Source organism: Intrasporangium calvum, assembly GCF_028446585.1.
Lineage (GTDB): Bacteria > Actinomycetota > Actinomycetes > Actinomycetales > Dermatophilaceae > Intrasporangium > Intrasporangium calvum_A.
In genome coordinates, this window is the sequence record NZ_JAPFQL010000002.1 from 32,922 (window position 1) to 58,664 (window position 25,743).

At 71.2% G+C, this 25,743-nt stretch carries 22 protein-coding genes and 3 pseudogenes; 4 read left to right on the forward strand and 21 right to left on the reverse strand.

Features of this window, described 5'->3' with window-relative positions; translation table 11 throughout:
• Nucleotides 1–63: 63 nt before the first annotated feature.
• Complete coding sequence (locus OO014_RS00815; RefSeq protein WP_272460325.1) at nucleotides 64–2,328, reverse strand: ATP-dependent DNA helicase; 2,265 nt, start codon at nucleotides 2,326–2,328, stop codon at nucleotides 64–66.
• 117 nt (nucleotides 2,329–2,445) lie between these two features.
• Here OO014_RS00815 and OO014_RS00820 point away from each other — a divergent pair, with 117 nt between their 5' ends.
• On the forward strand, nucleotides 2,446–4,152 hold the full coding sequence (locus OO014_RS00820; protein WP_272460326.1) for a formate--tetrahydrofolate ligase: 1,707 nt from the start codon (nucleotides 2,446–2,448) through the stop codon (nucleotides 4,150–4,152).
• A 51-nt stretch (nucleotides 4,153–4,203) separates the two neighbouring features.
• On the opposite strand, the gene OO014_RS00825 is transcribed toward OO014_RS00820, so the two are convergent.
• Both OO014_RS00825 and hflX read right to left on the reverse strand, forming a co-directional pair.
• Complete coding sequence (locus OO014_RS00825; RefSeq protein WP_272460327.1) at nucleotides 4,204–5,295, reverse strand: GNAT family N-acetyltransferase; 1,092 nt, start codon at nucleotides 5,293–5,295, stop codon at nucleotides 4,204–4,206.
• A gap of 81 nt (nucleotides 5,296–5,376) precedes the next feature.
• Nucleotides 5,377–6,861 (reverse strand): GTPase HflX, encoded by a 1,485-nt coding sequence (gene hflX, locus OO014_RS00830; protein ID WP_272460328.1) that lies wholly within the window; start codon nucleotides 6,859–6,861, stop codon nucleotides 5,377–5,379.
• 107 nt (nucleotides 6,862–6,968) lie between these two features.
• On the opposite strand from hflX, the gene OO014_RS00835 reads away from it, so the two are divergent.
• On the forward strand, nucleotides 6,969–7,583 hold the full coding sequence (locus OO014_RS00835) for a class I SAM-dependent methyltransferase (protein WP_272460329.1): 615 nt from the start codon (nucleotides 6,969–6,971) through the stop codon (nucleotides 7,581–7,583).
• Here OO014_RS00835 and OO014_RS00840 read toward each other — a convergent pair.
• The 8 genes from OO014_RS00840 to miaB all read right to left on the reverse strand — a co-directional run bounded on the left by OO014_RS00840 (nucleotide 7,567) and on the right by miaB (nucleotide 16,258).
• Nucleotides 7,567–8,781: a cysteine desulfurase-like protein gene (locus OO014_RS00840; RefSeq protein ID WP_272460330.1), complete on the reverse strand. Its 1,215-nt coding sequence runs from the start codon at nucleotides 8,779–8,781 to the stop codon at nucleotides 7,567–7,569. The genes OO014_RS00835 and OO014_RS00840 overlap by 17 nt on opposite strands.
• 54 nt (nucleotides 8,782–8,835) lie before the next feature.
• Nucleotides 8,836–9,687, reverse strand: a complete 852-nt coding sequence (gene dapF, locus OO014_RS00845) for a diaminopimelate epimerase (RefSeq protein WP_272460331.1) — start codon at nucleotides 9,685–9,687, stop codon at nucleotides 8,836–8,838.
• Between the two features lie 75 nt (nucleotides 9,688–9,762).
• On the reverse strand, nucleotides 9,763–11,463 hold the full coding sequence (locus OO014_RS00850; RefSeq protein ID WP_272460332.1) for a SulP family inorganic anion transporter: 1,701 nt from the start codon (nucleotides 11,461–11,463) through the stop codon (nucleotides 9,763–9,765).
• 8 nt (nucleotides 11,464–11,471) lie between these two features.
• Complete coding sequence (locus OO014_RS00855; RefSeq protein ID WP_272460333.1) at nucleotides 11,472–11,819, reverse strand: ArsR/SmtB family transcription factor; 348 nt, start codon at nucleotides 11,817–11,819, stop codon at nucleotides 11,472–11,474.
• 125 nt (nucleotides 11,820–11,944) lie between these two features.
• A complete protein-coding gene (gene miaA / locus OO014_RS00860) occupies nucleotides 11,945–12,856 on the reverse strand; it encodes a tRNA (adenosine(37)-N6)-dimethylallyltransferase MiaA (protein WP_272460334.1) in 912 nt (303 codons plus the stop codon).
• Complete coding sequence (gene def, locus OO014_RS00865) at nucleotides 12,853–13,497, reverse strand: peptide deformylase (protein WP_272460335.1); 645 nt, start codon at nucleotides 13,495–13,497, stop codon at nucleotides 12,853–12,855. Before def ends, miaA begins: the two co-directional genes overlap by 4 nt.
• An 80-nt stretch (nucleotides 13,498–13,577) precedes the next feature.
• Nucleotides 13,578–14,588, reverse strand: a complete 1,011-nt coding sequence (locus OO014_RS00870; RefSeq protein WP_272460336.1) for a DUF4037 domain-containing protein — start codon at nucleotides 14,586–14,588, stop codon at nucleotides 13,578–13,580.
• A gap of 140 nt (nucleotides 14,589–14,728) precedes the next feature.
• Nucleotides 14,729–16,258, reverse strand: a complete 1,530-nt coding sequence (gene miaB / locus OO014_RS00875; protein ID WP_272460337.1) for a tRNA (N6-isopentenyl adenosine(37)-C2)-methylthiotransferase MiaB — start codon at nucleotides 16,256–16,258, stop codon at nucleotides 14,729–14,731.
• A gap of 169 nt (nucleotides 16,259–16,427) precedes the next feature.
• Between miaB and OO014_RS00880 the strand changes: the two genes are divergently transcribed.
• Nucleotides 16,428–17,039 (forward strand): YceI family protein, encoded by a 612-nt coding sequence (locus OO014_RS00880; protein WP_272460338.1) that lies wholly within the window; start codon nucleotides 16,428–16,430, stop codon nucleotides 17,037–17,039.
• A 96-nt stretch (nucleotides 17,040–17,135) separates the two neighbouring features.
• On the opposite strand, the gene OO014_RS00885 is transcribed toward OO014_RS00880, so the two are convergent.
• From OO014_RS00885 to OO014_RS00910, 6 genes and pseudogenes are all read right to left on the reverse strand, one after another.
• A complete protein-coding gene (locus OO014_RS00885) occupies nucleotides 17,136–17,726 on the reverse strand; it encodes a regulatory protein RecX (protein WP_420485465.1) in 591 nt (196 codons plus the stop codon).
• Between the two features lie 78 nt (nucleotides 17,727–17,804).
• A pseudogene (locus tag OO014_RS00890) lies at nucleotides 17,805–18,371 on the reverse strand (recombinase RecA); the annotation flags it as partial.
• Nucleotides 18,372–18,473: 102 nt separating this feature from the next.
• Nucleotides 18,474–19,028: pseudogene (locus tag OO014_RS19335) on the reverse strand (LAGLIDADG endonuclease); the annotation flags it as partial.
• A gap of 60 nt (nucleotides 19,029–19,088) precedes the next feature.
• A pseudogene (gene recA, locus OO014_RS00900) lies at nucleotides 19,089–19,940 on the reverse strand (recombinase RecA); the annotation flags it as partial.
• Nucleotides 19,941–20,175: 235 nt separating this feature from the next.
• Nucleotides 20,176–20,721, reverse strand: coding sequence for an O-acetyl-ADP-ribose deacetylase (locus OO014_RS00905; RefSeq protein WP_272460340.1), 546 nt, complete (start codon nucleotides 20,719–20,721; stop codon nucleotides 20,176–20,178).
• Nucleotides 20,718–20,972: a DUF3046 domain-containing protein gene (locus tag OO014_RS00910; protein WP_420485466.1), complete on the reverse strand. Its 255-nt coding sequence runs from the start codon at nucleotides 20,970–20,972 to the stop codon at nucleotides 20,718–20,720. The genes OO014_RS00905 and OO014_RS00910 overlap by 4 nt, the downstream gene beginning before the upstream one ends.
• Nucleotides 20,973–21,116: 144 nt before the next feature.
• Here OO014_RS00910 and OO014_RS00915 point away from each other — a divergent pair, with 144 nt between their 5' ends.
• Complete coding sequence (locus OO014_RS00915) at nucleotides 21,117–22,697, forward strand: DUF3352 domain-containing protein (RefSeq protein ID WP_272460341.1); 1,581 nt, start codon at nucleotides 21,117–21,119, stop codon at nucleotides 22,695–22,697.
• 44 nt (nucleotides 22,698–22,741) lie between these two features.
• Here OO014_RS00915 and OO014_RS00920 read toward each other — a convergent pair whose 3' ends face one another.
• Genes OO014_RS00920 through rimO form a run of 4 tightly spaced genes read right to left on the reverse strand, consistent with a single transcriptional unit; the run spans nucleotide 22,742 to nucleotide 25,738 of the window.
• The gene (locus OO014_RS00920; protein ID WP_272460342.1) at nucleotides 22,742–23,041 is read right to left on the reverse strand and encodes a helix-turn-helix domain-containing protein; all 300 of its coding nucleotides are present in this window, start codon (nucleotides 23,039–23,041) and stop codon (nucleotides 22,742–22,744) included.
• Nucleotides 23,042–23,091: 50 nt separating this feature from the next.
• Nucleotides 23,092–23,613: a CinA family protein gene (locus OO014_RS00925; protein WP_272460343.1), complete on the reverse strand. Its 522-nt coding sequence runs from the start codon at nucleotides 23,611–23,613 to the stop codon at nucleotides 23,092–23,094.
• On the reverse strand, nucleotides 23,610–24,272 hold the full coding sequence (gene pgsA / locus OO014_RS00930; protein WP_272460344.1) for a CDP-diacylglycerol--glycerol-3-phosphate 3-phosphatidyltransferase: 663 nt from the start codon (nucleotides 24,270–24,272) through the stop codon (nucleotides 23,610–23,612). The genes OO014_RS00925 and pgsA overlap by 4 nt, the downstream gene beginning before the upstream one ends.
• A complete protein-coding gene (gene rimO, locus OO014_RS00935) occupies nucleotides 24,269–25,738 on the reverse strand; it encodes a 30S ribosomal protein S12 methylthiotransferase RimO (RefSeq protein ID WP_272460345.1) in 1,470 nt (489 codons plus the stop codon). The genes pgsA and rimO overlap by 4 nt, the downstream gene beginning before the upstream one ends.
• Nucleotides 25,739–25,743: the final 5 nt, after the last annotated feature.

Sequence of the window (25,743 nt, forward strand, 5' to 3'; positions counted from 1 at the left end):
GGCCACTCGAGTGGCGGGGTGTGGACGGTGGGGCCACTCGAGTTCGCGGGGGGAGATCGTCGGTCAGTCGAAGAGCTGGCCGGTGGCGAGGGTCAGTCCGAGCTGGTCCGCCCGGGCCGCGATCGTCGCCTCGGGCAGCTCGAAGTGCTCCACCAGCTCATCGAGGAGCATGCCCGCGTCCGCGGCATCACGGAGCTCCTCGTCCTGCTCGTCCGACCACGCGTGACCGCCGGTGACGGCGCTCCGTGAGGACGAGGCGACCGGCGGGGCGGGGGCGACGGGCCGCGTGGGCTCGGCCGGCTCCGGCCGGGGGTGCTCCGTGCCGTCGCCGTCGGCCCGTGCGCCGGTGAGCGACCGGAGGGCCGGCTCCTCCACGGGGAGCGCCTCGGCCGCGGTCTCGTCGAGGCGGGCGAGCGCGGCCAGCACCATCGCCTGGTCGGTCGTCGGCCAGAACGGCGGCAGCGACCGCTGGAGGAACTCGGCGTAGCGCGCCGTGATCATCCTCGAGTCGAGGAACGCGACGACACCCCGGTCGTCGCCGCGACGGACCAACCGGCCCGCACCCTGGGCCAGGCGCAGGGCCGCGTGTGTCGCGGAGACGGCCATGAAGCCGTTGCCGCCCATCCGTGCGATGGCCTGCGAGCGCGCAGAGGCGAGCGGGTCGTCCGGCCGCGGGAAGGGGATGCGGTCGATGATGACGAGCTGGCACGAGGAGCCCGGCACGTCGACGCCCTGCCACAGGGTGAGGGTGCCGAAGAGACACGTGCGCGGGTCGCGGGCAAACTGGCGCACCAGGGTCGAGATCTGGTCCTCGCCCTGGCACAGGACGGGGATCTCTCTGCCGAGCCGGGCCCGCATCAGCTCGGCGGCCGCCTGCGCTGCGCGCATCGACGAGAAGAGCCCGAGGGTTCTGCCCCCGGCAGCTCGGATGAGCTGCTCGATCTCGTCGAGGCTCTCGTCGCTGGCACCGTCCCGGCCTGGTGGCGGCAGGTGGGCGGCCACGTAGGCGATGGCCTGCCGCCGGTAGTCGAAGGGGCTGCCGACGTCGAGTCCCTGCCACTGGGGCGCGCCCTCGCCGCGCAGCCCGATCGTCCCCGCCACGGCGTCGAACGTGCCGCCGAGCTCGAGAGTCGCGGACGTGAGGACGACGGTGCGATCGCTGAAGATCTTGTCCCGCACCAGCATGGCGACGCTCATCGGCGCCACCCGCAGCACTGGCCCCCGCCGCTGGTCGTGCGAGAGCCAGACGACGTCGAGGTCGCGTTCCTCGAGGATGCGCTCGGCGTTCTCGTGGACCTCGTCCACCGCGGCGCGGGCCACCTGCCGGGCTCCGTCTGCCTCCTGGCCCTGCGCCGGCTTGAGGTCGGACTGGACGGTCCGGGCCGTGTCCCGGACGCGGCTGAGGGCGAGCGTGACCGAGTCGGGCAGACCGAGGAGGCGACCGTCCTGGAGAGGCTCCAGCGCGGCGGACAACAGCGCGCCGGCGTCGTCGAGCGCCGCAGTGTTCTCGGAGAGCCGGCCGGCCTTCTTCGCGGCTGCGGTCACCATGGCCCCGGTCAGCTCGTCGGTGATCGTCGCTGTGACCCGGTCGACGAGCTCGTGCGCCTCGTCGACGACGAGCAGGTCGTGCTCGGGGAGCATCTGGCGCCCTTCGAAGGCGTCGATCGCCATGAACGAGTGGTTGGTGACGATGACGTCGACGTCCTTGGCCGCCTCCCGGGCCCGCTCGACGAAGCACTCGGCCACGAGCGGGCACTTGCCGCCGAGGCATTCGTGCGCGGACACGGACACCTGACGCCAGGCCCGCTCCGTCACCCCGGGCACGAGCTCGTCGCGGTCACCGGAGTCCGTCTCGGCGGCCCACTCGCGCAGCCGGACGACCTCCTGTCCGAGTCGTCCGGCGCCGGCGTCCACCTGGCCCACGGACAGCAGGCCGTCCTCCTCGTCCGGGAAGCCACCCTCGATCTTGTTGAGGCACACGTAGTTGCGCCGCCCCTTGACCAGGGCGTAGGTCGGGCGTCGACCGAGCAGCGGCGCCAGCGCCGTGGCGACTCGCGGCATGTCCCGGTCGACGATCTGGGCCTGCAGCGCGAGAGTGGCCGTCGCGACGACGGCAGGTCGCCCGGTCTGGTGCGCGTGCTGGACGGCCGGCACGAGGTAGGCCAGCGACTTGCCGGTGCCGGTCCCTGCCTGGACGAGCAGGTGCTCGTCGCTGTCGATCGCGGCTGCGACGGCCCGCGCCATCTCGACCTGCCCGGGCCGCTCGCTGCCCCCGACCGCGGTGACGGCAGCGTGCAGGAGCTGGTCGAGGGAGGGTGGCGCGGCCATTGGGTCAGGGTATTCGGACCCGCGGTGATGGCGCCGCGCAGGACCCGCGACATGTGGACGATGTGGGTTGCGGCACCTGCCTCACACTCGCCGTAGCGGGTGTTGTTGGATGCGACCATGGATACAACGTCGTTCCCCTCGGACCTCGACATCGCGTCTGCAGCCACCCTGCAGCCGATGGACGAGGTCGCTGCCCAGCTCGGCATCGGCTCGGACCACCTGGAGCCCTATGGCCGAGACGTCGCCAAGATCGACCTCGGCTTCCTCGACGAGCCGCGCGACGGACATCGCGCGAAGTACGTCGTGGTCACCGCGGTCACGCCGACACCTCTCGGTGAGGGCAAGACGACCACTTCGGTCGGCTTGGCGCAGGGTCTCCAGCGGCTGGGCAAGCGGGCGGTCGTGGCCCTGCGCCAGCCGTCGATGGGACCGACGTTCGGGATCAAGGGCGGTGCAGCGGGCGGCGGCTATAGCCAGGTCGTCCCCATGGAACGCCTCAACATGCACCTCACGGGTGACTTCCACGCGGTGACCGCGGCGCACAACCTGCTCGCCGCCATGGTCGACAACCACCTGCACCACGGCAACGCGCTGGGCATCGACGTCCGCAACATCACGTGGCGTCGCGTCCTCGACGTCAACGACCGCGCGCTGCGCAACGTCGTCATCGGCCTCGGCGCACGCGAGGACGGTGTCGTCCGGGAGACCGGCTTCGACATCACCGCGGCCAGCGAGATCATGGTGCTGCTCACCCTGGCGAAGTCCCTCCAGGACCTGCGCGAGCGCCTCGGCCGGATCGTCATCGGCTACACGACCGACGGCAGTAGCGTCACCGCCGAGGACCTCGGAGCCGCGGGTGCCATGGCCGCCATGCTCAAGGACGCCATCAAGCCCAACCTGCTGCAGACTCTCGAGGGCGGTCCGGCGATCATCCACTGCGGCCCCTTCGGCAACATCGCGACCGGCACGTCGTCCGTGACTGCCGACCTCATCGCGATGCAGGGCAGCGACTACGCCATCACCGAGGCCGGGTTCGGCGCCGACATGGGCGCGGAGCGGTTCTTCAACGTCAAGTGCCGGGTCAGCGGCCTCAAGCCCGACGTCGCCGTCATCGTGGTCACGGTGCGGGCCCTCAAGGCCCACTCCGGCAACTACGTCATCAAGCCCGGCAAGCCGCTGCCCCCCGGCCTGCTCGAGGAGAACCCGTCGGACGTCGAGGCGGGCCTGGCCAACCTGCGCAAGCACGTGGAGATCGTCCGCCGGTTCGGGGTGCAGCCCGTCGTGGCCATCAACGCCTTCCCGCAGGACCACGACTCCGAGCACGCGGTGATCCGCCGCTACTGCAACGAGGTCGGCGTCCGCACCGCGGTGAGCCGCCACGTGGCCGAGGGGGGCGCCGGTGCGCGCGAGCTCGCCGAGGCGGTCGTCCAGGCGGCCCACGAGCCGTCGAGCTTCGAGTTCCTCTACCCGCTCGACCTGCCCCTCGAGCAGAAGATCGAGGCCGTCGCCACGCAGATCTACGGCGCGGACGGCATCGACGTCAGCCCGGCCGCGGCGAAGGCCCTCAAGGACTACGAGCGCCTCGGCTTCGGCGGCCTCCCGGTCGTCATCGCCAAGACGCACCTGTCGATCTCGTCCGACCCGAGCCTCAAGGGCGCCCCTCGCGGGTGGCGCATGCCGGTGCGCGAGGTGCGGGCCGCTGTCGGGGCGGGCTACGTCTACGCGATCTGCGGCGACATGCGCACCATGCCGGGCCTGTCGGCGTCCCCCAACGCGGAGCGCATCGATGTCGGCGCGGACGGCAACATCACCGGCCTGAGCTGAGGCTCCGGCGTCGGTCGACCGATGGTCGGCCCGACCGAGGCGGGCGGGGACTCAGGTCCGACCGTCCGCCTCGAGCGGCCGACCGTCGACGCGGCGTGCCATGAGGACGTCGTCGCGATACTCGTCCGGCCCGACCTGGATCCCCAGGGGGATCCGCCCGATCTCCGACCACCCGGCACGGGCGTAGAAGTCGCCGAGTCCCAGGCCACTCCGGTAGTCGAGCAGGAGCAACCACACCTGGGGCAGCTCGCGCCGAGCAACGCCGACCATCCCGGCGAGGAGCACCGCGCCCCAGTTGCGTCCCTGACCCGCGGGGTCGACCATGAGCCGCTTCAGGGTGGCCTGGTGGCCGAAGCCGCGCTGACTCGACAGCTCCCAGAAACCGAAGCCGAGCAGTGCCCCGCTCGGTGCGCGCAGCGCCACCAGGGTGCCGAGGCCACTGCCCACCACGTCGAGGTGCTGGTCGAGCGCCGAGCGGACCCGTTCGCGCGGCGCACCGGGCAGGAACCCGACCGCTCCCCCGGCGCCGTTGACCCGGTCCCAGAGGTCCATGAGCTCGTCGGCGTCGACCCCGGACGCCGGCACGACATCCACCCGCGGCAGCTCCAGCACGACGTCCGGCTCGTCATCCGGAAACCCGGGGTCCGCCTTCCGTCCCACTTCGACGAGGCCCGCAGCCAGGGCGGTCGACCACGAGGCCCGGTTGACGGGCGCGACGACGGCTCGCACGGGTAGTTCGGGTCGGTGCTCGGCGGCCCAGCGGACCAACCCCCTGGCGAGCTCCCGACCGAGTCCGCGCCCGTGCGCCTCAAGCTTCAAGCGGTAGTAGAGGTTGAGGTGTGGTTCACTCCCAGCCGCCACGCGGAGGCCGGCCCAGCCGACGACCTCCCCCGTCTCGCGCTCGACCACCGGCCCGTAGCCCACTCCGTCGACCTGCCACCGCTCCACCATCCCGGGGAACTGCTCGACGCACTCCTGCTCGGTCGCCATCGCGCCCGGCTTGTGCACGTAGGTCCGCGGGTCGGTGTGCAGCCGGACATAGTCCGGCAGATCCCCCGTCTCGGGCCGCCGCAGCACGAGCCGCGGGGTCTGCACCCACTCGTCGACGCCCACGGTCAGCAGTCCCGCCCCGGTGACGCGCACGTCACGAGAGCACGGGTGGCACTCCACCCAGCCGTATGCCGCCGAGCTGGCTCAGCGGCATACGGAACGGGGGTGGTGGGCTCAGGCCACAACGTAGTCGGACAGGTCGGCCTCGATCGCAGGCGTCACGCGGGCGCGGACGCGGGTGCCGTCGGCGACGTGCTCGCTCGCGAGGATCTCGCCCTCGTCGTGGATCCGCGAGATCAGGTCGCCGCGGTGGTAGGGCACGAGGACGTCGACCTCGATCTCGGGCTTGGGCAGCTCGCGCGCGATGAGCTCGAGCAGCTCCGCGATCCCCTGGCCGGTGCGGGCGGAGACGGCGATGGAGTGCTTCTCGTGGCGGCGGATCCGGTCGAGGACGTCGGGGTCGGCGATGTCCGCCTTGTTGACGACGATGACCTCCTTGACGTCCGTGGCGTCGACGTCGGCGAGCACGCCGCGGACCGCGCTGATCTGGCCCTCCGGGTCGGGGTGCGAGCCGTCGACGACGTGCAGGAGCAGGTCCGCGTCGCCGACCTCCTCGAGCGTCGACCGGAAGGCCTCGACGAGGTGTGTCGGCAGCGACCGGACGAACCCGACCGTGTCGGTGAGGGTGAACTCGCGCCCGTCCTCGGTCTCCGAGCGGCGGACCGTCGTGTCGAGGGTCGCGAAGAGCTGGTTCTCGACGAGGACACCCGCGCCGGTGAGCCGGTTGAGCAGCGACGACTTGCCGGCGTTGGTGTAGCCGGCGATCGCGACGCTGGGGACGCCGCCCTTCTTGCGGGTCGAGCGCTTCGTGTCGCGGTGCGTCTTCATCTCGGCGATCTCGCGGCGCAGCTTGGCCATGCGCGTGTTGATCCGGCGCCGGTCGAGCTCGATCTTCGTCTCACCGGGACCACGCGAGCCCATGCCCTGCCCACCGGCCGCCTGGCCACCGGCCTGGCGGGACATCGACTCACCCCAGCCACGCAGGCGTGGCAGGAGGTACTGGAGCTGCGCAAGCTCGACCTGGGCCTTGCCCTCGCGGCTCTTGGCGTGCTGGGCGAAGATGTCGAGGATCAGGGCGGTGCGGTCGATGACCTTGACCTTGACGACGTCCTCGAGCGCGCGGCGCTGGCTCGGGGCGAGCTCGTCGTCAGCGATGACGGTGTCGGCGCCCTCGGCGACGACGATGTCACGCAGCTCGAGGGCCTTGCCCTTGCCGAGGTAGGTCGCCGGGTCGGGTCGCTGCCGGCGCTGGATCACCCCGGCGAGGACGTCGGAGCCTGCGGTCTCGGCGAGTGCGGCGAGCTCACGGAGGGAGTTCTCGGCGTCCTCGCTCGTGCCCTCGCTCCAGACCTTGGCGAGCACGACGCGCTCGAGGCGCAGCTGCCGGTACTCGACCTCGGTGATGTCCTCGAGCTCGGTGGACAGCCCGGTGACGCGCCGGAGCGCGGCGCGCTCCTCGCGGTCGAGCTGGTCGCCGTCGAACTCGGCGTATGCCGCTGGGTCGGCTTCCAGCGTCTCGTCGGCGAGCGCTTCGGCGCGGGTCGCGAGCAGGTCGGCGGCGGCTGGCTTGATGCTGTGGCTTCGATTCATGTTCCTCATAGGTTCCCATTCCCACAACACCGCAGGCGACACATTTGTGCCCGGACGGCCGCCGCTCCCCTGTCCGCGGTGCCGATCGGGTGACGGGGCCACTACGGTTTCCGGTGATGAGCGAGCACCCTGACCACTACTTCAGCGCAGACCCCGCGTCTCCGGAGGAGCGCCAGCAGATCCGCGTCCGCCTCGACGGGCGCGAGCTCACGCTGACCACGGCCCGGGGGGTCTACTCCCCCGAGCGGCTCGACCCGGGGACGGCCGTCCTGCTCGCCGGCGCGCCCGACCCGAGCCCGTCGGGCAACCTGCTCGACATCGGCTGCGGCTGGGGACCGATCTCGATCACTCTCGCGCTGCGCTCACCCGCGGCCCAGGTCTGGGGCGTCGACGTCAACCGGCGGGCACTGCAGCTGGCTGCCCTCAACGCCGAGGCCGCAGGCGCCGGGAACGTCACCTTCTGCGAGCCGGACGAGGTCCCGGAGGACCTGCGCTTCGACACGATCTGGTCGAACCCGCCGATCCACGTGGGCAAGGCGGCCCTGCACGCGCTGCTGGAGCGGTGGCTGCCGCGGCTGACTCCGGATGGGGTCGCCCACCTCGTCGTCCAGAAGCACCTCGGCTCCGACTCGCTGCAGAAGTGGCTCAACGCCCAGGACTGGGGCCTGAGCTGCACGCGGCTGTCATCGGCGAAGGCCTTCCGGATCCTCGAGGTCAGACGATCGCCGTGAGCGCCTCGATGAGCCGGTCGACGTCCTCGTCGTCGGTGTAGGGGGCCAGGCCGGTGCGCACGCCGCCGGCGTCCCCCAGGCCGAGGTGCCGCGAGCACTCGAGCGCGTAGAAGTGGCTGGCGGGCGCGTTGATGCCCTTGTCGGCGAGCGCCTGGCGCACCTCCTGCGGGTCCTTGCCGTCAACGGTGAAGAGCAGCGTGGGGGTCCGCTGGGCGGCGTTGCTGTGGACCCGGACGCCGGGCAACGCCCGGATCGCCGCCTCCAGACGCGAGCCGAGCCGCTCCTCGTGCTCCTCGAGGGCGGCAAAGCCGGCGACGAGTCGGCCGCGCCGGTCCGCACTGCCGGGCTGGTCCCAGTCGGCGTCCGCGAGGCCGGCGAGGAAGTCCACCGCCGCGGTCGTGCCGGCCATCAGCTCGTAGGGCAGGGTGCCCAGCTCGAAGCGCTCGGGCACCGCGTCGCTCGAAGGCAGGAGCTTGTCCATGGTGAGGGTCTCGAGCAGGGCCGGGTCGGCCGCCACGACGCCGCAGTGCGGCCCGAGGAACTTGTAGGGCGAGCAGGACCAGAAGTCGGCTCCCACGGCGGGGCGGTCGACGAGGACGTGGGCGGTCGCGTGGACGCCGTCGACCCAGTAGAGCGCGCCTGCGTCGTGCACGACGTCGGCGATCCCAGCCACGTCGGGCCGGGTGCCGATGAGGTTGGAGGCCGCAGTGGTGGCCACGAGACGGGTCCGGTCCGACAGCTGTGCGGCGACGGCCTCGACGGGCAGCTCGCCGGTGGCGGGGTCGAAGTCGACCCAGCGGACCGTGGCGCCGGCGGCGGCAGCGGCCTGGACCCAGGGGCGGATGTTGGAGTCGTGGTCGAGGCGGGTGACGACCACCTCGTCGCCGGGCCCCCAGGTCTTGGCGAGCGCCCGGGACAGGTCGTAGGTGAGGGCGGTCGCACTGCGCCCGAAGACGATGCCCCGCGGGTCGCTCCCCAGCAGGTCGCCGAGGGCGGCTCGGCAGTCGAGGACGATCTGCTCGGCGCGCCGCTCGGCGGGCGTCACGGTCCCGCGGTTGGCCACGGCGGAGATCATCGCGTCGTGCACGGCCCGGGCGACGGTGTCCGGCACCTGGCTTCCGCCGGGGCCATCGAAGTGGGCGGCGCCCTCGCGCAGGGCCGGGAAGTGCGATCGGACGGCTGCGACGTCGTAGCTCATGGGCCCATGATCACAGACCACGGCGCCGCGTCCGGGGCCGGCTCAGCAGGTGGGTCAGAGACCGACGTCACCGTCGGCGACGAGCTCGGCCGGACCGGAGAGCTCGACGCGGTTGCCGGGCAGCGGGGTCACCGTGAGTGTGCCGCCGGGGACGTCGACACGCCACGGGCTGAGGTCCTCGACGCCGGACCAGAAGCGCGTGGCGAGAGCCGCCGCCGCCGCGCCGGTGCCGCACGACCGGGTCTCCCCGACGCCGCGCTCGTGCACGCGCATGGCGATGTGGGCCGGACCGATGGTCTTGACGAACTCGACGTTGATCCCGTTGGGCTGCGCCGGCTGGACCTCGGGCGCGGCCGTGAGGTCGAGGTTGTCCAGCTCGATGCCGTCGGGGAGCATGACGACCGCGTGCGGGTTGCCCAGGTCGAGGCTGAGCGCGGGGACGGGCTTGCCGTGCCGCGGCCTGACCATGATGTCGAACCCGTCACGCCTGGCGCCCGGCTCGTCGCCGTAGCGCCACGGCCCGAGGTCCACGGCGAAGCCCTCTGGCACGACGCGCACGTGCTTGACGCCGGCTCGCGTGGCGATGTCGAAGGTGTCGCCGTGGACGAGACCCTCCCGCACGAGGAACGACGCGAAGACCCTCGTGCCGTTGCCGCACATCTCGGCGAGCGACCCGTCGGCATTGCGGTAGTCCATGAACCACTCGGCCTGCGCAGCCTGGGCGCGCACCGCGTCCTCGGTCGCATGCCGGGTCGGGACGACGCGGATGACGCCGTCACCACCGATGCCGGCGCGTCGGTCGGCGAGACGCTGCACCTGGGCGGGGGTCAGCTCCAGGGTGCCCTCGGGGTCGGGCACGAGGACGAAGTCGTTCTCGGTGCCGTGGCCCTTCGTGAAGCGCGTCATGACGGTCATTGTGCTGTATGCCGCTGGGCTCGCTCCCAGCGGTCCACACCCTCGAGTGGGTGGCGGCGCACGCGCTCAGCGATCCGCCGGGACCGACTGGAGGGGATCGTGCGCGACCCGACCGGCGTGGAGCCGAGCGTGCGTGATCGCCTCGGGGGTCGTGGTGAACAGGTGCCGCTCGTGGGCGAGCTGAGCGTGGACCCCGAGCTCCCGCAGCACCTTCTCGTGCTCGGGCCGAACTCCGGAGAGGAGCACGGTGACGCCCCGCGCCTCGAGCCGCGAGACCGTGTCCGCGAGGACGCTGGCACCGGTGGCGTCGATCACGCTGACGCGGGACATGCGCAGCACGACGACGCGCACGTCGCCGACGTTGGCCAGCTCGAGGAGGAAGTCGTGGGCGGCAGCGAAGAAGAGCGGTCCGTCGATCCGGTAGGCGACGATGTGCTCGTCGAGCAGCGCGCGCTCCTCGTCGCTGTGGTCCGTCGGGTCGAGGGGAACCTGGTCGACGCGCACCGCGCGAGAGGCCTGCTGCAGGGCGAAGAACCCGGCGACGACGAGGCCGATGAGGACTGCGACGACGAGGTCGGTGAGCACGGTGGCAAGCGCCGTGGTGACCAGGACGGTCGCGTCGCCGCGAGTGGACCGGAGCAGCGCGCCCAGGCTCGAGAACCGGACCATCTGCACGGCGGTGGCGATGAGGACACCGGCGAGAGCCGCGACGGGGATCAGCCCGACCCAGCGTGAGGCGACCAGGACGACGAGGAGCAGCACGGCGGCGTGGGTGACCGAGGCGAGGCGCGAGGCCGCTCCGGAGCGGACGTTGACAGCAGTGCGGGCGATGGCCGCGGTCGCCGGGATGCCGCCGAAGAGCGGGGCGACCAGGTTGGCGACACCCTGGCCGACGAGCTCCCGGTCGGGGTCGTGCCGCTGTCCGACGCTCATGCCGTCGGCGACCGTGGCCGACAGGAGGCTCTCGAGCGCGGCGAGCGCGGCGACGGCGACAGCGGGGAGGAGCAGGCTGTCGAGGGTGGCGGGGTCCACGGACGGGAACGACGGCGCAGGCAGGCCCGCAGGGATCGCGCCGATGTCCGTCAGCCCAAGGTGCAGTGCGACGTTGGCCAGGGTGGCGGCCACCACGACGACGAGAGCCCACGGCGCCCCCGGTCGCAGCCGGGCCAGCACGAGGATGCCGGCGGCGACGGCCACTGACACGACCACGGGAGCCCAGCTGACGTGTTGGGTCCACTGGAGGGCGGCCTCGGCAGCGGTCCCGAGCACCTTCTCCCCCGCGACGGACTGGCCGAGCGCGGCAGGGACCTGCTGCAGGCCGATGATGGCGGCGATCCCCAGGGTGAAACCCTCGACGACGGGGACTGGGACGTAGCGGATGAACCGGCCGGCGCCGAACCACCCGAGGCCGACGAGGATCGCCCCGGCCAGGAGGCCAACGAGCAGGACTCCGCTGGCGCCGTGGGTGGCGATGATGGGGGCCAGCACGACGGTCATGGCCCCGGTCGGGCCGCTCACCTGGACCCTGCTCCCGCCGAACACCGCGGCCAGGGTGCCGGCGACGACGGCCGTCACCAGGCCCGCAGTGGCCCCCATGCCCGAGCTGACCCCGAAGCCGAGTGCGAGGGGCAGCGCCACGAGGCCGACCATGAAGCCGGCCGGGAGGTCGCGACGCGGGCGCACCGTGCTCCAGTCGGAGCGTCTCGGCGACAGCTGCCGGAGGCGCCGCCAGGCCACCCCGGCCCAGCTCCCGCTGTCAGGTCGCACGGTGACACTCACGAGGACACCGACCGGCCGGTGCTCGCGGCGAGCTCGGACTCGAGCTCGCCCTGGGCGGCGAGGACCCCGGACAGGATGCTCCGGGCAGCGATGAGCAGGTCGCGGACCTCTGGGACGCTGACCGAGTAGACGACCTCGTTGCCGAGCCGCCTCGAGCTGACCAGGGAGGTGCGGCGGAGGACGGCCAGCTGCTGGGAGAGGTTGCTCGGCTCGATGTCGATCATCTCGAGCAGCTCGTGGACTGCGTGGTCCCGGTCGGAGAGGAGCTCGAGGATGCGGATCCGCGCCGGATGACCCAGCGTCTTGAAGAACTCTGCCTTGGCCTGGTAGAGCGGCACACCCACCGCCGACTCCTTCGCATGGGGTCCTGACACCCCCCACCTGGAGGTATCGATTGAGAACATGAAGAAGTTATCAAGTCATTGATTCACCTGGATCGACGTCTCACGGGTCGGGACGGCTCAGCCGATCAGCGGACGAGGGAGAGGACGCGATCGACCGGCACCGGCGTCGTGGCATCGACCCAGGTGATCCGAGGGTCGGGGCGGAACCAGCTCTCCTGGCGCCGGGCGTAGCGCCTCGTCGCCTGCGCGGTCTCGGCCACGGCCTCGACCTCGGTCAGGCGCCCGTCGAGGACGCCGATGGCCTGGGCATAGCCGATGGCACGGCTGGCGGTGAACCCATCCCGTAGGCCCAGTGGGAGCAGCGCCTCGACCTCCTCCCGGAGCCCGTCCCGCCACATCTGCTCGACCCGGGCCTCGATCCGGGCATCCAGCACCGGACGGTCCACGGTCAGCCCGATGAGCAGCGCGGGAGCGACGAGCTCGCGCGTCGGCATCGAGGCACTGAAGGGCCGACCGGTCAGCTCGATGACCTCGAGCGCCCTGACGACGCGGCGGACGTTCGCGGGCTGGATGCGCGCCGCAGCCGCCGGATCCTGCTCCGTCAGCAGGCGATACATCGCCTCCGCGCCCTCCTCGGCCGCCCGTGCCTCGAGCCGACCGCGGACGCGTGGGTCGGTCGGGGGGATGTCGAGCCGGTCGAGAGCGGCCCTGACGTAGAGGCCGGAGCCGCCGACCAGGATCGGGACGCGGCCCCGCTCCCGGATGGCGGCGAAGTCTGCTCGCGCGGCCTCCTGGTAGGCGGCAACACTCGCCTCCTCGGTCACCTCGAGGACATCCAGCTGATGGTGCGGAATGCCCCGCCGCTCGGCGACCGGGAGCTTGGCGGTCCCGATGTCCATGCCGCGGTAGAGCTGCATCGCGTCGGCATTGACGACCTCGCCGTCGAGACGCTCGGCGAGGTCGAGGGCCAGTCCGCTCTTGCCCGTCGCGGTGGCCCCCACGACGGCGATGATGGGCAGGTCGGCCGCAGCCGTCACATCCCCTCGCTGTGGGCGTGGTCGTGCGACCCATGGGCGTGAACCTCGTCGTCCAGCTCGTCGACCTCGTCGTGGCCGAACGGGTCCGGATCGACCCCCGGCAGCCAGGTGTGTCCCGGCTTGCCCCAGCCGTTGCGCTTGACGGCCTTGCGCGCCTTCTTGGCCTGGCGGTCGTCGAGCCGGTCGACATAGAGCGTGCCGTTGAGGTGGTCGTACTCGTGCTGCATACAGCGTGCGAACCAACCGGTGGCATCGAACTCGATGCGGTTCTGGTCAAGGTCGAAGCCGACCACGTGGGCCCGGTCGGCCCGCTTCAACGGAAACGACTCCCCCGGCACCGACAGGCAGCCCTCGGTGTCCTCGCGGGGATCAGGCCGCTCCTGGGGGACGCGGGACGTCGTCACGGTCGGGTTGATGATGTGACCCCGTGCCGGCACCCCGTCCTCGTTGTCCATCTTCCAGATGAAGACCCGCAGGCCCACCCCGATCTGCGGGGCCGCGAGACCGACGCCGTTGGCCGCGTCATTCGTCTCGAACATGTCCTCGACGAGCTGTCGCAGGTCGTCGTCGAACTCGGTCACGAGGGCGGCGGAGCGGTGCAGCACCGGCTCACCGGAGATCACAATGGGTCGAACGGCCATGCGCAGCATCCAAGCATGTCGGACGCACCACCGTGCCATCCCCGGTGAACGCGGCTCCGGTGCCGAGCCTCCGTCCACCCCTATTCGAAGACGCGCACCAGCAGTGGCCGGTTCTGCGGCGACCAGTACAGCTCGCGGAACTGGTCGACGGGTCCGACCGGCCACCTCTGCGCTATGCCGGCGACGACGGGGTCCTGGATCAACGGGAGGAGCAGACCCGGGATGTCGGCCCAGGCCACCTTGAAGGGCCGGTCCCACAGCTGGACCAGCTCCGTCGCCACGGGCGCGGTCAGGCCGAGCGCGTTGTGCATGCCGACCAACTGCTCGTAGGCCGGCAGCAGCGCCGCCTCACGGTCCTGCCACCCCTCCGCCCGGCCGGCCTGCTCCAGGAGGGGCGTCAGCTGCGGTCCACACGGGAGGCGTGCGAAGGCGGTGCCGAACCACTTCGAGTACGGCGCGTACTGCCGCTCCATCAGGAAGGCCAGCCGCATGAGATCACCGACGATGCGCCACCCGATCAGCGCGGACCCCAGCTCGTCGCCGGCGGCTCCTGCCCTGCCGACGAGGTTCACCTCCGGGTGGACGCGCCACCAGCCCGTGATCATGAGGTAGAGCCAGACGTCGCGCGGGTAGTACGCCAGCCGGTCCTGCGCCGCCTGCAGGCCCACCTCGTCGCGAAACACCGGCCCCGAGGTGAACATCCGAAGCCCCTGCTCCGGCAGCGTCAGCCAGTCGCGCGGCTGGATGTCGCGATCCAGGTCGAGCTCGAGCTGCTGCCGGACGTAGCCGCGGACAGTGTGCACCTCTGCGTGGACGGGGCGACCTGCGAAGGTCGGCGGTACGCCGCGCCGCAACGCCGCGCGGACCTCGTCCCCCCGGGCTTCCTCGTCCTCCTCGGTGAGGAAGAGCAGGACTCGCGGCCGCCAGTCGTGGTCCGTCGACATCTCGTCATCGAAGCCGAGCACCTCGGACCCGCGACCCAGCAGCGCCGCAGCATGCGGCAGACCGGGGAACCGGGCTCTCAGGACGGGCTGAACCACCTCGACGTACCACCGCCGGCTCAGCTCAGCCCCCGCAACGAACGTCGACATGGCCCGGCCTCCTAGTCCAGAACCTCAGTCTGGACCCGTTGGACGCTGCGTGCATGCCGGTGCACCCGACGCCGGAGGGAGAGGCCGACCGATGCTAGGGGGCCGTGGGCAGGCGAGTGAGCCCAGCGGCATACGGACGATCAGGGCGCGGCGCAGGCGGGAGCCGTCGGCACCTGGGCCGGCCGGCCGACCGACGGGATCCCCAGGCTGACCTTCGGCTTGTGGCTGCCTGCGTCCTCCTGGAGGGCCGCCCAGGCGTCGCCGCCCCGAGTGCGACGGACGCGATAGGTGCCACCGTCGAGCGCGGAGTCGGCGACGAGGTGGTGCGGTGCGCCGTAGGTGACCCCGACGGTGACGACATCGCCGGGACGCGGGCGCTCGACGCCGTCGGGCACTGCGAAGTGGACGAGCCGGTTGTCCCGGGCCCGACCGGACAGGCGCTGGGTCTCGGCGTCCTTGCGGCCCTCTCCGGGAGCCACGAGCACCTCGACCTCGCGCCCCTCGATGCGGCGGTTCTCCGCCCAGCTCACCTCCTCCTGGAGGGCGATGAGCCGGTCGAAGCGCTCCTGGACGACCGCCTTCGGGACCTGGTCCGGCATCGTCGCGGCAGGAGTCCCCGGCCGGATCGAGTACTGGAACGTGAAGGCGCTCGAGAAGCGAGCCTGCCGCACGACGTCGAGGGTGCCCTGGAAGTCCTCCTCCGTCTCGCCGGGGAAGCCGACGATGATGTCCGTCGTGATCGCGGCGTCCGGGATGTGCTCACGAACCGTGTCGAGGATGCCGAGAAACCGGGCGCTGCGGTAGGAGCGCCGCATGTCCTTGAGCACCTTGTCCGAGCCGGACTGCAGCGGCATGTGCAGGCTCGGCATGACGTTGGGCGTCTCGGCCATGGCGAGGATGACGTCGTCGGTGAACGCGGCCGGGTGGGGGCTGGTGAAGCGGACCCGCTCGAGGCCCTCGATGTCACCGCAGGCCCGGAGCAGCTTGCCGAAGGCGAGGCGGTCCCCGAACTCCACGCCGTAGGTGTTGACGTTCTGGCCCAGCAGGGTGATCTCCACGACGCCCTGGGCAACGAGGGCCTCGACCTCGGCGAGGATCTCCCCCGGCCGACGGTCCTGCTCCTTGCCGCGCAGGCTGGGCACGATGCAGAAGGTGCACGTGTTGTTGCAGCCGACGGAGATCGACACCCACCCGCTGTAGGCGGAGTCGCGGCGCGTCGGCAGGGTCGAGGGGAAGGTCTCGAGGCTCTCGAGAATCTCGACCTCGGCCCGCTTGTTGTGCGCGGCACGGTCGAGCAGCGCGGGCAGGGAACCGATGTTGTGGGTGCCGAAGACGACATCGACCCACGGCGCGCGCTCGACGATGGTGCCGCGGTCCTTCTGGGCCATGCAGCCACCGACGGCGATCTGCATGTCCGGGTTGCGCAGCTTGGCCTGGCGGAGCTGACCGAGGTTGCCGTAGAGCTTGTTGTCGGCGTTCTCCCGAACCGCGCACGTGTTGAACACAACGACGTCCGCGACCTCCGGGCGCTCCCCCGGTGCGACGCTCGAGAGGTCGACGTAGCCGGCGGTCTCGAGCAGGCCGGCGAGGCGCTCGCTGTCGTGGACGTTCATCTGACAGCCGTGCGTGCGCACGTCGTACGTCTTGGGCATCGTGTTCTCCGTCGTCATGGCACCGACAAGGGTACGTCCTCGGAGCGATCGAGACGGCCGCCCAGCGGCTCAACGAGCGGCCTTGGCACGTCCTCGGTAGAGTGGCCCCAGCGGATACTTGACACTTCAACCAAAGTCCTGCATCATAGTGATTGAAGGTTCAACCACTACTGACAAGGACTTCATCATGGGACTGTTCAACCGCAGCAAGAACGCCGACGTCGTCGAGGCTCCCGCCGCGTCCGTCGCCGTCAACGACATCGCCGGTGACTACACCATCGACCCCAGCCACACCCGCATCGGCTTCTCCGCCCGCCACGCGATGGTGACCAAGGTCCGCGGCAACTTCGAGGACTTCGAGGGCTCGGCGCACGTCGACACCGTGAACCCGGCCAACTCCTCCGTCAAGGTCGTCATCAAGGCCGCTTCGGTCACGACGCACAACGAGCAGCGCGACGGGCACCTCAAGACCCCCGACTTCTTCGACGTCGAGAACTACCCGGAGATCACCTTCGTCTCGACCAACGTCGAGCGTGACGGCTCCGAGTGGGACATCACCGGCGACCTGACCATCAACGCGGTCACCAAGTCCGTCACGATCCCCTTCGAGGAGACCGGCTCGGCCAAGGACCCGTTCGGCAACATCCGCATCGGCTTCGAGGGTGAGACCACCATCGACCGCACCGACTGGGGCCTGACGTTCAACGCCGCCCTCGAGACCGGTGGCGTTCTCGTCAGCGAGAAGGTCAAGCTCGAGTTCGACGTGTCAGCGATCGCAGTGGTCCCGTCCCAGGCCTGAGCGACGCTGACCACCCAGAGGGGGTGGGGACCATCTGGTCCCCACCCCCTCTTTTTTCGGTTCGATTCTGCTGCTCGCCGCCTCGGGCTCGGCTGATCAGTCCCGCTGGTGCTCGGGCGCGCCGTTGACGGCGTCCCGGATCACCGGCCAGGCCACCTCGCCTGAGTAGCCCTTGCGGGCCAGCATCCCGGCCAGTCGTCTGGCCTGGACGTCGGGCGCCAGCCCCGTCATGGTCCGCAGCTTCTTGGCGACCAGCTCCTCGGCCTTGGCCCGCTCGTCGTCGCCGCCGACCTGGTCGAGCGCCTGGTCGGCGATCTCGGCGTCGATCCCCTGCCGTCGCAGCTCGTGGGCCAGGCCCTTCCGGGCCAGCCCCTTCCCCTGCTGCTTGGAACGGACCAGCATCTCGGCGTAGGCCTCATCGTCGACGAGGCCCACCTCGGTCATCCGGTCCAGGACGCGCGCCGCGACCTCGGGGTCGCAGCCGCGCTGGCTCAGCTTGCGCTCGAGCTGGGCCCGGCTGCGCGGCGCCATCGAGAGCTGGCGCAACACGATCGCCCGGGCGACCGACTCAGGGTCCGGCTCGTCCCCGGTTGCGACCGGGTCCTCCGGCGGAGGCGCCCACGAACGGCGCCCCGCGCCGGTCCCACCGGCTCCGAGCTCACGCCCACCCGTCCGCGGCGCGGCCATCCCCTCGGCTTCCGCGAGGATGGCCGCAGCGCGGGCCAGCTTGGCTTCCTGACTCTCGTCAGTCATGAGCGGTCAGGCTCAGAACTCGACGGGCACGTCCGCCCCGTCGGCCGGCTTGTCGACGCGCGGTCCCACGCCGAGCTTCTCCTTGACCTTCTTCTCGATCTCGTCGGCGAGGTCCGGGTTGTCGCGCAGGAAGTTGCGGGCGTTCTCCTTGCCCTGCCCGAGCTGGTCGCCCTCGTAGGTGTACCAGGCGCCGGCCTTGCGGATGAAGCCGTGCTCGACCCCCATGTCGATGAGGCCGCCCTCGCGGGAGATGCCCTGCCCATAGAGGATGTCGAACTCCGCCTGCTTGAACGGCGGCGACACCTTGTTCTTGACGACCTTGACGCGCGTGCGGTTGCCGACCGGCTCGGTGCCGTCCTTGAGCGTCTCGATCCGACGCACGTCGAGACGGACCGACGCGTAGAACTTCAGCGCCTTGCCACCCGTCGTCGTCTCGGGGCTGTTGTGCACCATGACGCCGTCGACGAAGTAGTTGTGCGTCCCTGCGACCTCGATGTCGAACCGGTGCATTGAGCGCGTCTGCGGCTTCACGTGGACGTCGAGCACCTTCGCCGGGACGAGGACCTGGATCGGCTCGACGAACTCCGGCTCGACGGCAAACTGGCCGCGGAGGCGCGGGAGCAGCTTGTAGTCCATCGAGGGGTGGATGTAGGGAGCGACGATCTCCTGGAACCGAGCAGACCCGGCGGTCGTCATCTGGAGCACCGCCATCTGGCGGGCTCCCCGAGCGGAGACGCTCGACTCCACGCCGTGCACGTCGCGGAGGAACTCCACGAGCCGCTCCCGGCTGCCCTCGCTCATCGCCTCGACACAGATCTCGACCCGGCCGCTGCCTCCGGCCGTGCGAGCCTGCAGGCCCTTGGACCGGAGGGCAGATGAGCCGTCGTCCATGAACCAGATTGCGAGGGCCAGCGGCGTGAGCTGTTTGATCACGTCGTGGGTGAGGTGCTTCTTGCCGTCGCCCCAGTACAGCACCTCGCGCAGCTCGCCGAGCTCGGGCAGCGGCGAGAGGTCGACGTGCACCGCGCCGTTGGGCCGCTCGGACCGGGTCTGGCCGATGTTGCCGAGCAGGGACGCCTTCCAGTCGAGGTAGGGCACCTGCTTCGACCCGTGCCCCATCCGGTACCGAACGCCCTTGCGGCCGCGGAGATCGGGCGCGAGGTGTCCGTCACCCATGAGTCCGCCCAGGACGACCTGCCACTGCTGCTCGCTGAGGCGGGCGGTCTCGTTGACCATGACCCGGTCGCCGGCAATGATCTCGCCGGCCTCACGCCACCCGCCGGGGGTGCGGATCAGGTGGTTTTCGGTGGCTGCGAACTGCGAGCGGCCGTTGCCGCCCGACTTCTCGACGGTGAACTGGAGGAACCGCTCGGTCACACCGTTGTCGAACCAGTTCGTCACCGGGCGCGCCACGATCTCGTTGGTCTTGGGGTCGTAGGTCCGCACCTCGACGGGGAGCCGCTGGCTGACGATCTTGCCGATCTTCTCGGTCGAGCCGTCCGCGAGCGTGACGCGGGTGCTGTAGTTGAAGCACCCGAACATGACCCCGATCTTCTCGCGGAGCTGGTTGATGAAGATCGCGGTCGTGCCCGTCGTGTTGAGCGCACCGGTGAGCTTGCGAAGCGCCTGGCTCATGAGGCGGGCCTGGAGGCCGACGTGGCTGTCGCCCATCTCACCCTCGATCTCGGCCCGGGGCACGAGCGCGGCGACGGAGTCGATGACGATGATGTCGAGGGCCCCGGAGCGGATCAGCATGTCGGCGATCTCGAGCGCCTGCTCCCCCGTGTCGGGCTGGGAGACGAGGAGGGCGTCGGTGTCGACGCCGAGCTTCTTGGCGTACTCGGGGTCGAGCGCGTGCTCGGCGTCGATGAAGGCCGCGATGCCGCCGCCACGCTGGGCGTTGGCGACCGCGTGCAGCGCCACCGTCGTCTTACCGGACGACTCCGGGCCGTAGATCTCGACGACCCGCCCGCGGGGCAGGCCGCCGATCCCGAGGGCGACGTCAAGAGCGATCGACCCGGTGGGGATCACCTCGATGGGCGGCCGGATGTCATCGCCGAGGCGCATGACGGCTCCCTTGCCGAAGTTCTTCTCGATCTGCCCCATCACCGAGGAGAGGGCCTTGTCCTTGTCCTGCACCGTGGCCATGTCGGTCACCTATCTGCCGTCTCCGCTGCGGTCGTCTACCTGCGACCTGCAGCCACGGCTCGTGTCGATCGCGCTGTCAGGTCAGACGTTAGGTGCGAGCACCGACATCGTGGTGTTCCACGGGACGGCCTGTGGACGACGTCGAGCTTGGCGCTCCACCTGTGGACACCGTACCGAACAGATGTTCGACAACGGGGACCCACCCCCCGACACGCCGGAGCGCCCTGCGCACGTGTCAGGCGCCGCGCCGGAAACTTCCCAGCGCCTGGCCAAAAGCCGCATAGGTGTCGTCGCCGAAGAGCCAGAACCGAGCCCGCTCGACCTCACGGTGCTCCCCCATGGCCTCGGCCACGGTCCCGATCGCGATCGGCGCGGCCAGCTCGACCGGGTAGCCGTAGATGCCGCACGAGATCGCCGGGAACGCCACGACGGAGCATCCCGCCTCTGCGGCCAGTTCGATGCTGCGGCGGTAGCACGACGCGAGGAGGTCGGCCTCTCCCGCACCGCCCCCGCGCCAGACCGGCCCCACCGCATGGATGACGTGGCGCACCGGCAGCCGACCGGCGCCGGTGATCTTGGCGTCGCCCGTGGCACAGCCACCGAGGGTCCGGCACTCGGCGAGCAGCTCCGGCCCGGCCGCCCGGTGGATCGCCCCGTCGACGCCACCGCCTCCCAGCAACGACCCGTTGGCCGCGTTGACGATGGCGTCCGCCTCCGCATCGGTGGTGATGTCCCCGCGCAACAGCTCGATGCCGTATGCCGCTGGGCTCGTCCGCGTCACGGCTTGCCTCCCAGCTGCCCCCCTTGGGCGCCTCGCGCGACTCGGGTGTTGCGCCCCAGACGCCGCTCGGCGGGCACGTCCATGTCGTCGCACAGCGCATCCCACACGGCCCGAGGCGGCTCGCCCTGCTCGAGGGCCTCGTTGACGGTGCGGCCACCGAGTGACCCGAGGACATGGTCCCTCGCCAGGGTGGCGGCGTACTCCGCCCCGAACTCGTCGTTCATCAAGGTCCAGAAGTGGCTCATCCGCACGGGGTGAGTCTGCCATCGTGTGGCCCCGGCGAAGGCGACGTCGGTGACAACGCCGACCTGCCAATCCGGTGGGGTCGCCACAGACACCGCGAGTATCGTCGTTCCCGACCCGCGAACCGCGGCGCACCCAGTCCGGGGGACCCCATGACACAGCCGACCGACGGCCACCCATCAGACAACGAGAGCCTCGGGACGGGCCCACAACCCGTCGAGTTCACCGACGTCGTGACGTCACCGGCGCAGCCCGGGTCGGAGGCCGCTCCGGCCCCTCGCACGCGCGGCCGGGCGCTCCTCTTCGGTGGCCTGGCCGCCGTGCTCCTGGCAGGGGTGGGCGGCGCCGTGGCGGTCCAGCAGCTCAACGGCAGCGGCGCCCGCCCCGCCGACGTCCTGCCGGGCGACACGTTCGGTTACGTGCAGGTCGACATCGACCCGTCCGCCGGCCAGAAGCTCGCCGCGGTCCGCTTCCTCGCGGAGGTCCCCGAGATCAAGGCGCTCGAGTCCGGCGACGCACGGGAGAAGCTCTGGGATCTCGCCGTGGCCAGGTCGGGCGACGACTGCCTCGAGTCCTTCGACTTCGCGCGCGACATCGCCCCGTGGCTCGGCGAGCGGATCGGCTTCGGAGTGCGACCCGGAGGCACGCCGGAGGAACCCAACGTGGTGGTGGCCCTGCAGGCGTCCGACGAGGAAGCGGCGACCTCCACGCTCGATCGCCTCGGGGACTGTCGCGAGGGCGGCGACGACGTGGACCTGCGAACCAGGGACGGCTACGTCATCGTCACCAAGGGCGGCCAGGGCGACGCGACCCTCGCGGCCATCCAGCAGGGCAGCCTGTCCGAGCAGAACGAGTTCAGCGGCGACATGGCAGCCCTCGGCGAGCAGGGTCTCGCCTCGGCGTGGTGGGACCTCGGCAAGACAGTGAAGGAGCTCGCGGGCAAGCTGCCCCAGACGCTCGTGCCGGGTATCTCGCCCGAGGCACAGGGCCGGGTGGCCGCGGCACTCCGTTTCGACCCGGGTCATGCCGAGATAGCGGGCATCGCGCGAGGTCTGGCGGGGTCGCAGACGCTGCAGCCGGCCGCGGGTGACGAGGCAGGGCTCGGCAGCCTTCCTGACGACACCATCGCGGCGGTGCACGTCTCAGGCGGCGGGGCCGCGCTGAAGCAGGCCTGGCCGGAGCTGGAGAAGCGCATCAACGCTGCCGCCTCGGCCAGCGGCATGGACGACGTGGCCGGCGCCATCGAGGACGATCTGGGGCTCGTCCTGCCCGACGACCTGGAGGCCCTGCTCGGCAGGTCCTTGACCCTGAGCCTGCCCGAGCAGGTGCTCGGCTTCGGCATGCCGACGCTGGGCGCGCTGATCACCACCGACCAGGCCGAGCGGGCTGCTGAGGTCGTGACGCTCATCGAGGAGGCGAGCGGGGCCGCCGGCATCCTGACCAAGCAGGTCGAGGGTGACCGCCTCTACCTCTCGACGACCCCGGACTATGTCGCCCGGCTCAAGACTGCAGGTTCGCTCGGCGACACGGAGTCGTTCAAGGCTGCCCTCGGGGACGCCGACGATGCCGACTTCGCGCTCTACGTGAAGCTCGACCCCATCGAGAAGCTCTACCTGGGCGAGGTGGATGCCAAGATGCGCCCGGCCCTGGAGTCGATGCGGGCCGTGGGTCTGGCGATCACGGCCACGGGTTCCGGTGAGGCGGAGTTCTCCTTCCGCGTCGTGGCCAACTGACAGCGTTCGGTGCTCGAGGTCGGTGGGTGCTCTGCCTGTGGGAATCAGGCGGCGGAGGCTGCGACGACGTCCTCTGCCGGCACGGGCAGGACCACCGTGGGCGCGAGACCCTCGGACTCGGCCATGCGGCACGAGACGTCGATCAGGACCTGGGAGAGCGGCAGCTCCAGCGCGCCGCAGATGGAGGCGAGCAGCTCCGAGGAGGCTTCCTTCTCGCCGCGCTCGACCTCGCTCAGGTAGCCGAGTGAGACGGAGGCGGAGGCCGAGACCTCACGAAGGGTGCGCCCCTGCGCGCGCCGGCGCTCCCGGAGAACGTCTCCGAGCTCACGTCGCAACAGGGCCATGCCGTCCTCCTTCGGTAGCCGTGGCTGGGCCAAGCTCTGTGTCTCTGCCCCTACCGTACCCCGTGGCTCTCGGGAGGTCGCAGGGGTTTGGGGTTCGCGGTCATCATCTCGAGCGCCAGCTCCAGTGCTGCCGCCGTTGCACCTCGCCGCACCTCAGGACGCGCACCGTTCAACCGCAGTTCACGGTCCCGTGTTCCCGAAGGGCCCGCGACGGCGACGTGCACGGTCCCGGCCGGCTTGCCCTCGGCAGGCCCTGGACCGGCGACGCCGGTCGTCGAGATTCCCCAGGTCGCCCCGAGCACGTCGCGCGCACCCTCCGCCATGGCCCGGGCCACCCGAGCGTCCACCGTGCCGGCCTCGGCCACCAGGGCTTCGGGCACTCCCAGGAGTCCGACCTTGACGTCTGCCGCGTAGGCGACGACGCCCCCGCGCAGGACGAGCGACGCCCCCGGCGTGTCCGCGATGGTCGCCGCGACGAGCCCGGCGGTCAGCGACTCGGCGCACGCGACGGTCTGTCCGGCCTCGGTGAGGTGCGCGACGAGACGCTCGGAGACGTCGGCCCCGGAGATCACGCCGGGCCGTCCGAGCGACGTGCCGCCCGCGCCTCTCGCCGCAGCCGGGTCCGTTCGCTGTTCTCGCGCAGGTGCAGGGCCTGGAAGACGTAGTCGACCCCGGAGACCACGGTGACGACGAACGCGGCCGCGAGGACTCCATGCGCGGCCCACGTCCACGCCTCCGAGACGGGGAAGGCGCCGAGCGGCAGCGTCAGCGCGGCGAGCGCGAAGGTCTGGAGCATCGTCTTGAGCTTGCCGCCGCGACCTGCGGGCATGACCCCGTGCCGGATGACGATGAAGCGCAGCAGCGTGATGCCGATCTCGCGCACGAGGATGATGATGGTGACCCACCACCAGATGAGGCCGAGGGCGGACAGGCCGATGAAGGCAGTGCCGGTCAGCGCCTTGTCGGCGATCGGGTCGGCCACCTTGCCGAAGGTGGTGATCTGGCCGTTGCGCCGCGCGAGACGGCCGTCGATGCCGTCGGTGACGGCGGCCAGCACGAAGACCACAAAGGCCCAGAAGCGCCACCACGGGTGGGTGCCGCCATCGTAGAAGAGCAGCACCGCATAGACCGGGACGAGCAGGAAGCGGAGCACCGTCAGGGCGTTGGGCACGTTCCAGTCCGTCGGGCGCGGCGAGGGTCCCTCACCGTGCGGCAGCAGCGGCTCCGTCATACCGCCTCCGCGACGAGGTCGATGCCGTCGGTGCCCACCACGACGGCTCGGACCAGGTCGCCGACCGCCGCGCGCTGTCCGGGCGCCGGCTCGATGTAGGTCAGACCGTCGACGTCGGGCCCTTGGAAGGGAGCGCGTCCGACGAGCCGCCCGTCGTCCTCGTCGATCTCCTCGACGAGGACCTCGACGTGGTCGCCGATCCGCTCCTCGGCGCGCTGGGTCGTCAGCTCCTCCACGAGCCGGGTCAGGCGGTCGACCCGCTCGGCGATGACAACGGCGGGCAGCTTCTCGCCGTAGCCTTCGGCCTCGGTCCCGTCCTCGTCGGAGTAGCCGAACACCCCGACGACGTCGAGCCGTGCTTCGGTCAGGAACGCCTCGAGCTCGGCCACGTCGGCCTCGGTCTCGCCCGGGAAGCCGACGATGACGTTGCACCGGATCCCGGCCTCGGGGGCGTTGGCGCGCACCCGGGCCACGAGGTCGAGGAAGGCGGGCCGCGACCCGAAGCGCCGCATCCTCCGCAGCACCGGCTCCGCCGCATGCTGGAAGGAGATGTCGTAGTAGGGCACGACGCCGGGCGTCGCGGCCATCGCCTCAAGCAGCCCCGGCCGGATCTCGGCCGGCTGCAGATAGCTCACCCGGACCCGCTCGATCCCCTCGACGGCGGTCAGCTCGGGCAGCAGCTTCTCGAGCAGGCCCAGGTCGCCGAGGTCCTTGCCGTAGGAGGTGGAGTTCTCGGAGACGAGGAACAGCTCCTTGACCCCCTGCCCCGCGAGCCAGCGCGCCTCGGCGATGACATCGGCGGGCCGGCGCGAGACGAAGGCGCCGCGGAACATGGGGATGGCGCAGAACGAGCACCGGCGGTCGCAGCCCGACGCGATCTTGAGCGGCGCCCAGGGGCGCCCGTCGAGGCGGGCCCGGACCACGCGCGGACCGCTGGCGGGAGCGGGACCCAGCTCAGCGGCATACGACTCGGTGGTGCTGCCGTGGCCGGGGAGGGCGACCTTCGCGGCCTCCTCCTGGCGCGACGCGGGGGTCAGCGGGAGGAGTCGACGCCGGTCCCCCGGCGTGTGGCTCGGCACGTGCCCGCCCGCGAGGATGGTCTGCAGGTGCGCCGACATGTCCTGGTAGGAGTCGAAACCGAGGACGGCGTCCGCCTCCGGGAGCTGGTCGGCGAGGTCCTTGCCGTAGCGCTCCGCGAGGCAACCGACCGCGACGACCGCCTGGGTGCGGCCGCCGTCCTTGAGGTCGGAGGCCTCCAGCAGTGCGTCGATCGAGTCCTTCTTGGCCTGCTCGACGAAGCCGCACGTGTTGACGACGGCGACATCGGCCTCGGCGGCGTCGTCGACCAGTGTCCACCCCTCCGCCTGGAGGCGCCCGGCGAGCTCCTCGGAGTCGACCTCGTTGCGCGTGCACCCGAGGGTGACGAGGGCAACGCTGCGCGCGGCGGCCGGTGGGGGTGGGGTCATGCGAC

Bases quoted from the DNA above. Each gene is read 5' to 3' on its own strand.
- OO014_RS00815 (WP_272460325.1), bottom strand. From the start codon at position 2,328: ATGGCCGCGCCACCCTCCCTCGACCAGCTCCTGCACGCTGCCGTCACC.
- OO014_RS00820 (WP_272460326.1), top strand. From the start codon at position 2,446: ATGGATACAACGTCGTTCCCCTCGGACCTCGACATCGCGTCTGCAGCC.
- hflX (WP_272460328.1), bottom strand. From the start codon at position 6,861: ATGAGGAACATGAATCGAAGCCACAGCATCAAGCCAGCCGCCGCCGAC.
- OO014_RS00835 (WP_272460329.1), top strand. From the start codon at position 6,969: ATGAGCGAGCACCCTGACCACTACTTCAGCGCAGACCCCGCGTCTCCG.
- OO014_RS00840 (WP_272460330.1), bottom strand. From the start codon at position 8,781: ATGAGCTACGACGTCGCAGCCGTCCGATCGCACTTCCCGGCCCTGCGC.
- dapF (WP_272460331.1), bottom strand. From the start codon at position 9,687: ATGACGCGCTTCACGAAGGGCCACGGCACCGAGAACGACTTCGTCCTC.
- def (WP_272460335.1), bottom strand. From the start codon at position 13,497: ATGGCCGTTCGACCCATTGTGATCTCCGGTGAGCCGGTGCTGCACCGC.
- OO014_RS00870 (WP_272460336.1), bottom strand. From the start codon at position 14,588: ATGTCGACGTTCGTTGCGGGGGCTGAGCTGAGCCGGCGGTGGTACGTC.
- miaB (WP_272460337.1), bottom strand. From the start codon at position 16,258: ATGACGACGGAGAACACGATGCCCAAGACGTACGACGTGCGCACGCAC.
- OO014_RS00880 (WP_272460338.1), top strand. From the start codon at position 16,428: ATGGGACTGTTCAACCGCAGCAAGAACGCCGACGTCGTCGAGGCTCCC.
- OO014_RS00885 (WP_420485465.1), bottom strand. From the start codon at position 17,726: ATGGCCGCGCCGCGGACGGGTGGGCGTGAGCTCGGAGCCGGTGGGACC.
- OO014_RS00915 (WP_272460341.1), top strand. From the start codon at position 21,117: ATGACACAGCCGACCGACGGCCACCCATCAGACAACGAGAGCCTCGGG.
- OO014_RS00920 (WP_272460342.1), bottom strand. From the start codon at position 23,041: ATGGCCCTGTTGCGACGTGAGCTCGGAGACGTTCTCCGGGAGCGCCGG.
- pgsA (WP_272460344.1), bottom strand. From the start codon at position 24,272: ATGACGGAGCCGCTGCTGCCGCACGGTGAGGGACCCTCGCCGCGCCCG.
- rimO (WP_272460345.1), bottom strand. From the start codon at position 25,738: ATGACCCCACCCCCACCGGCCGCCGCGCGCAGCGTTGCCCTCGTCACC.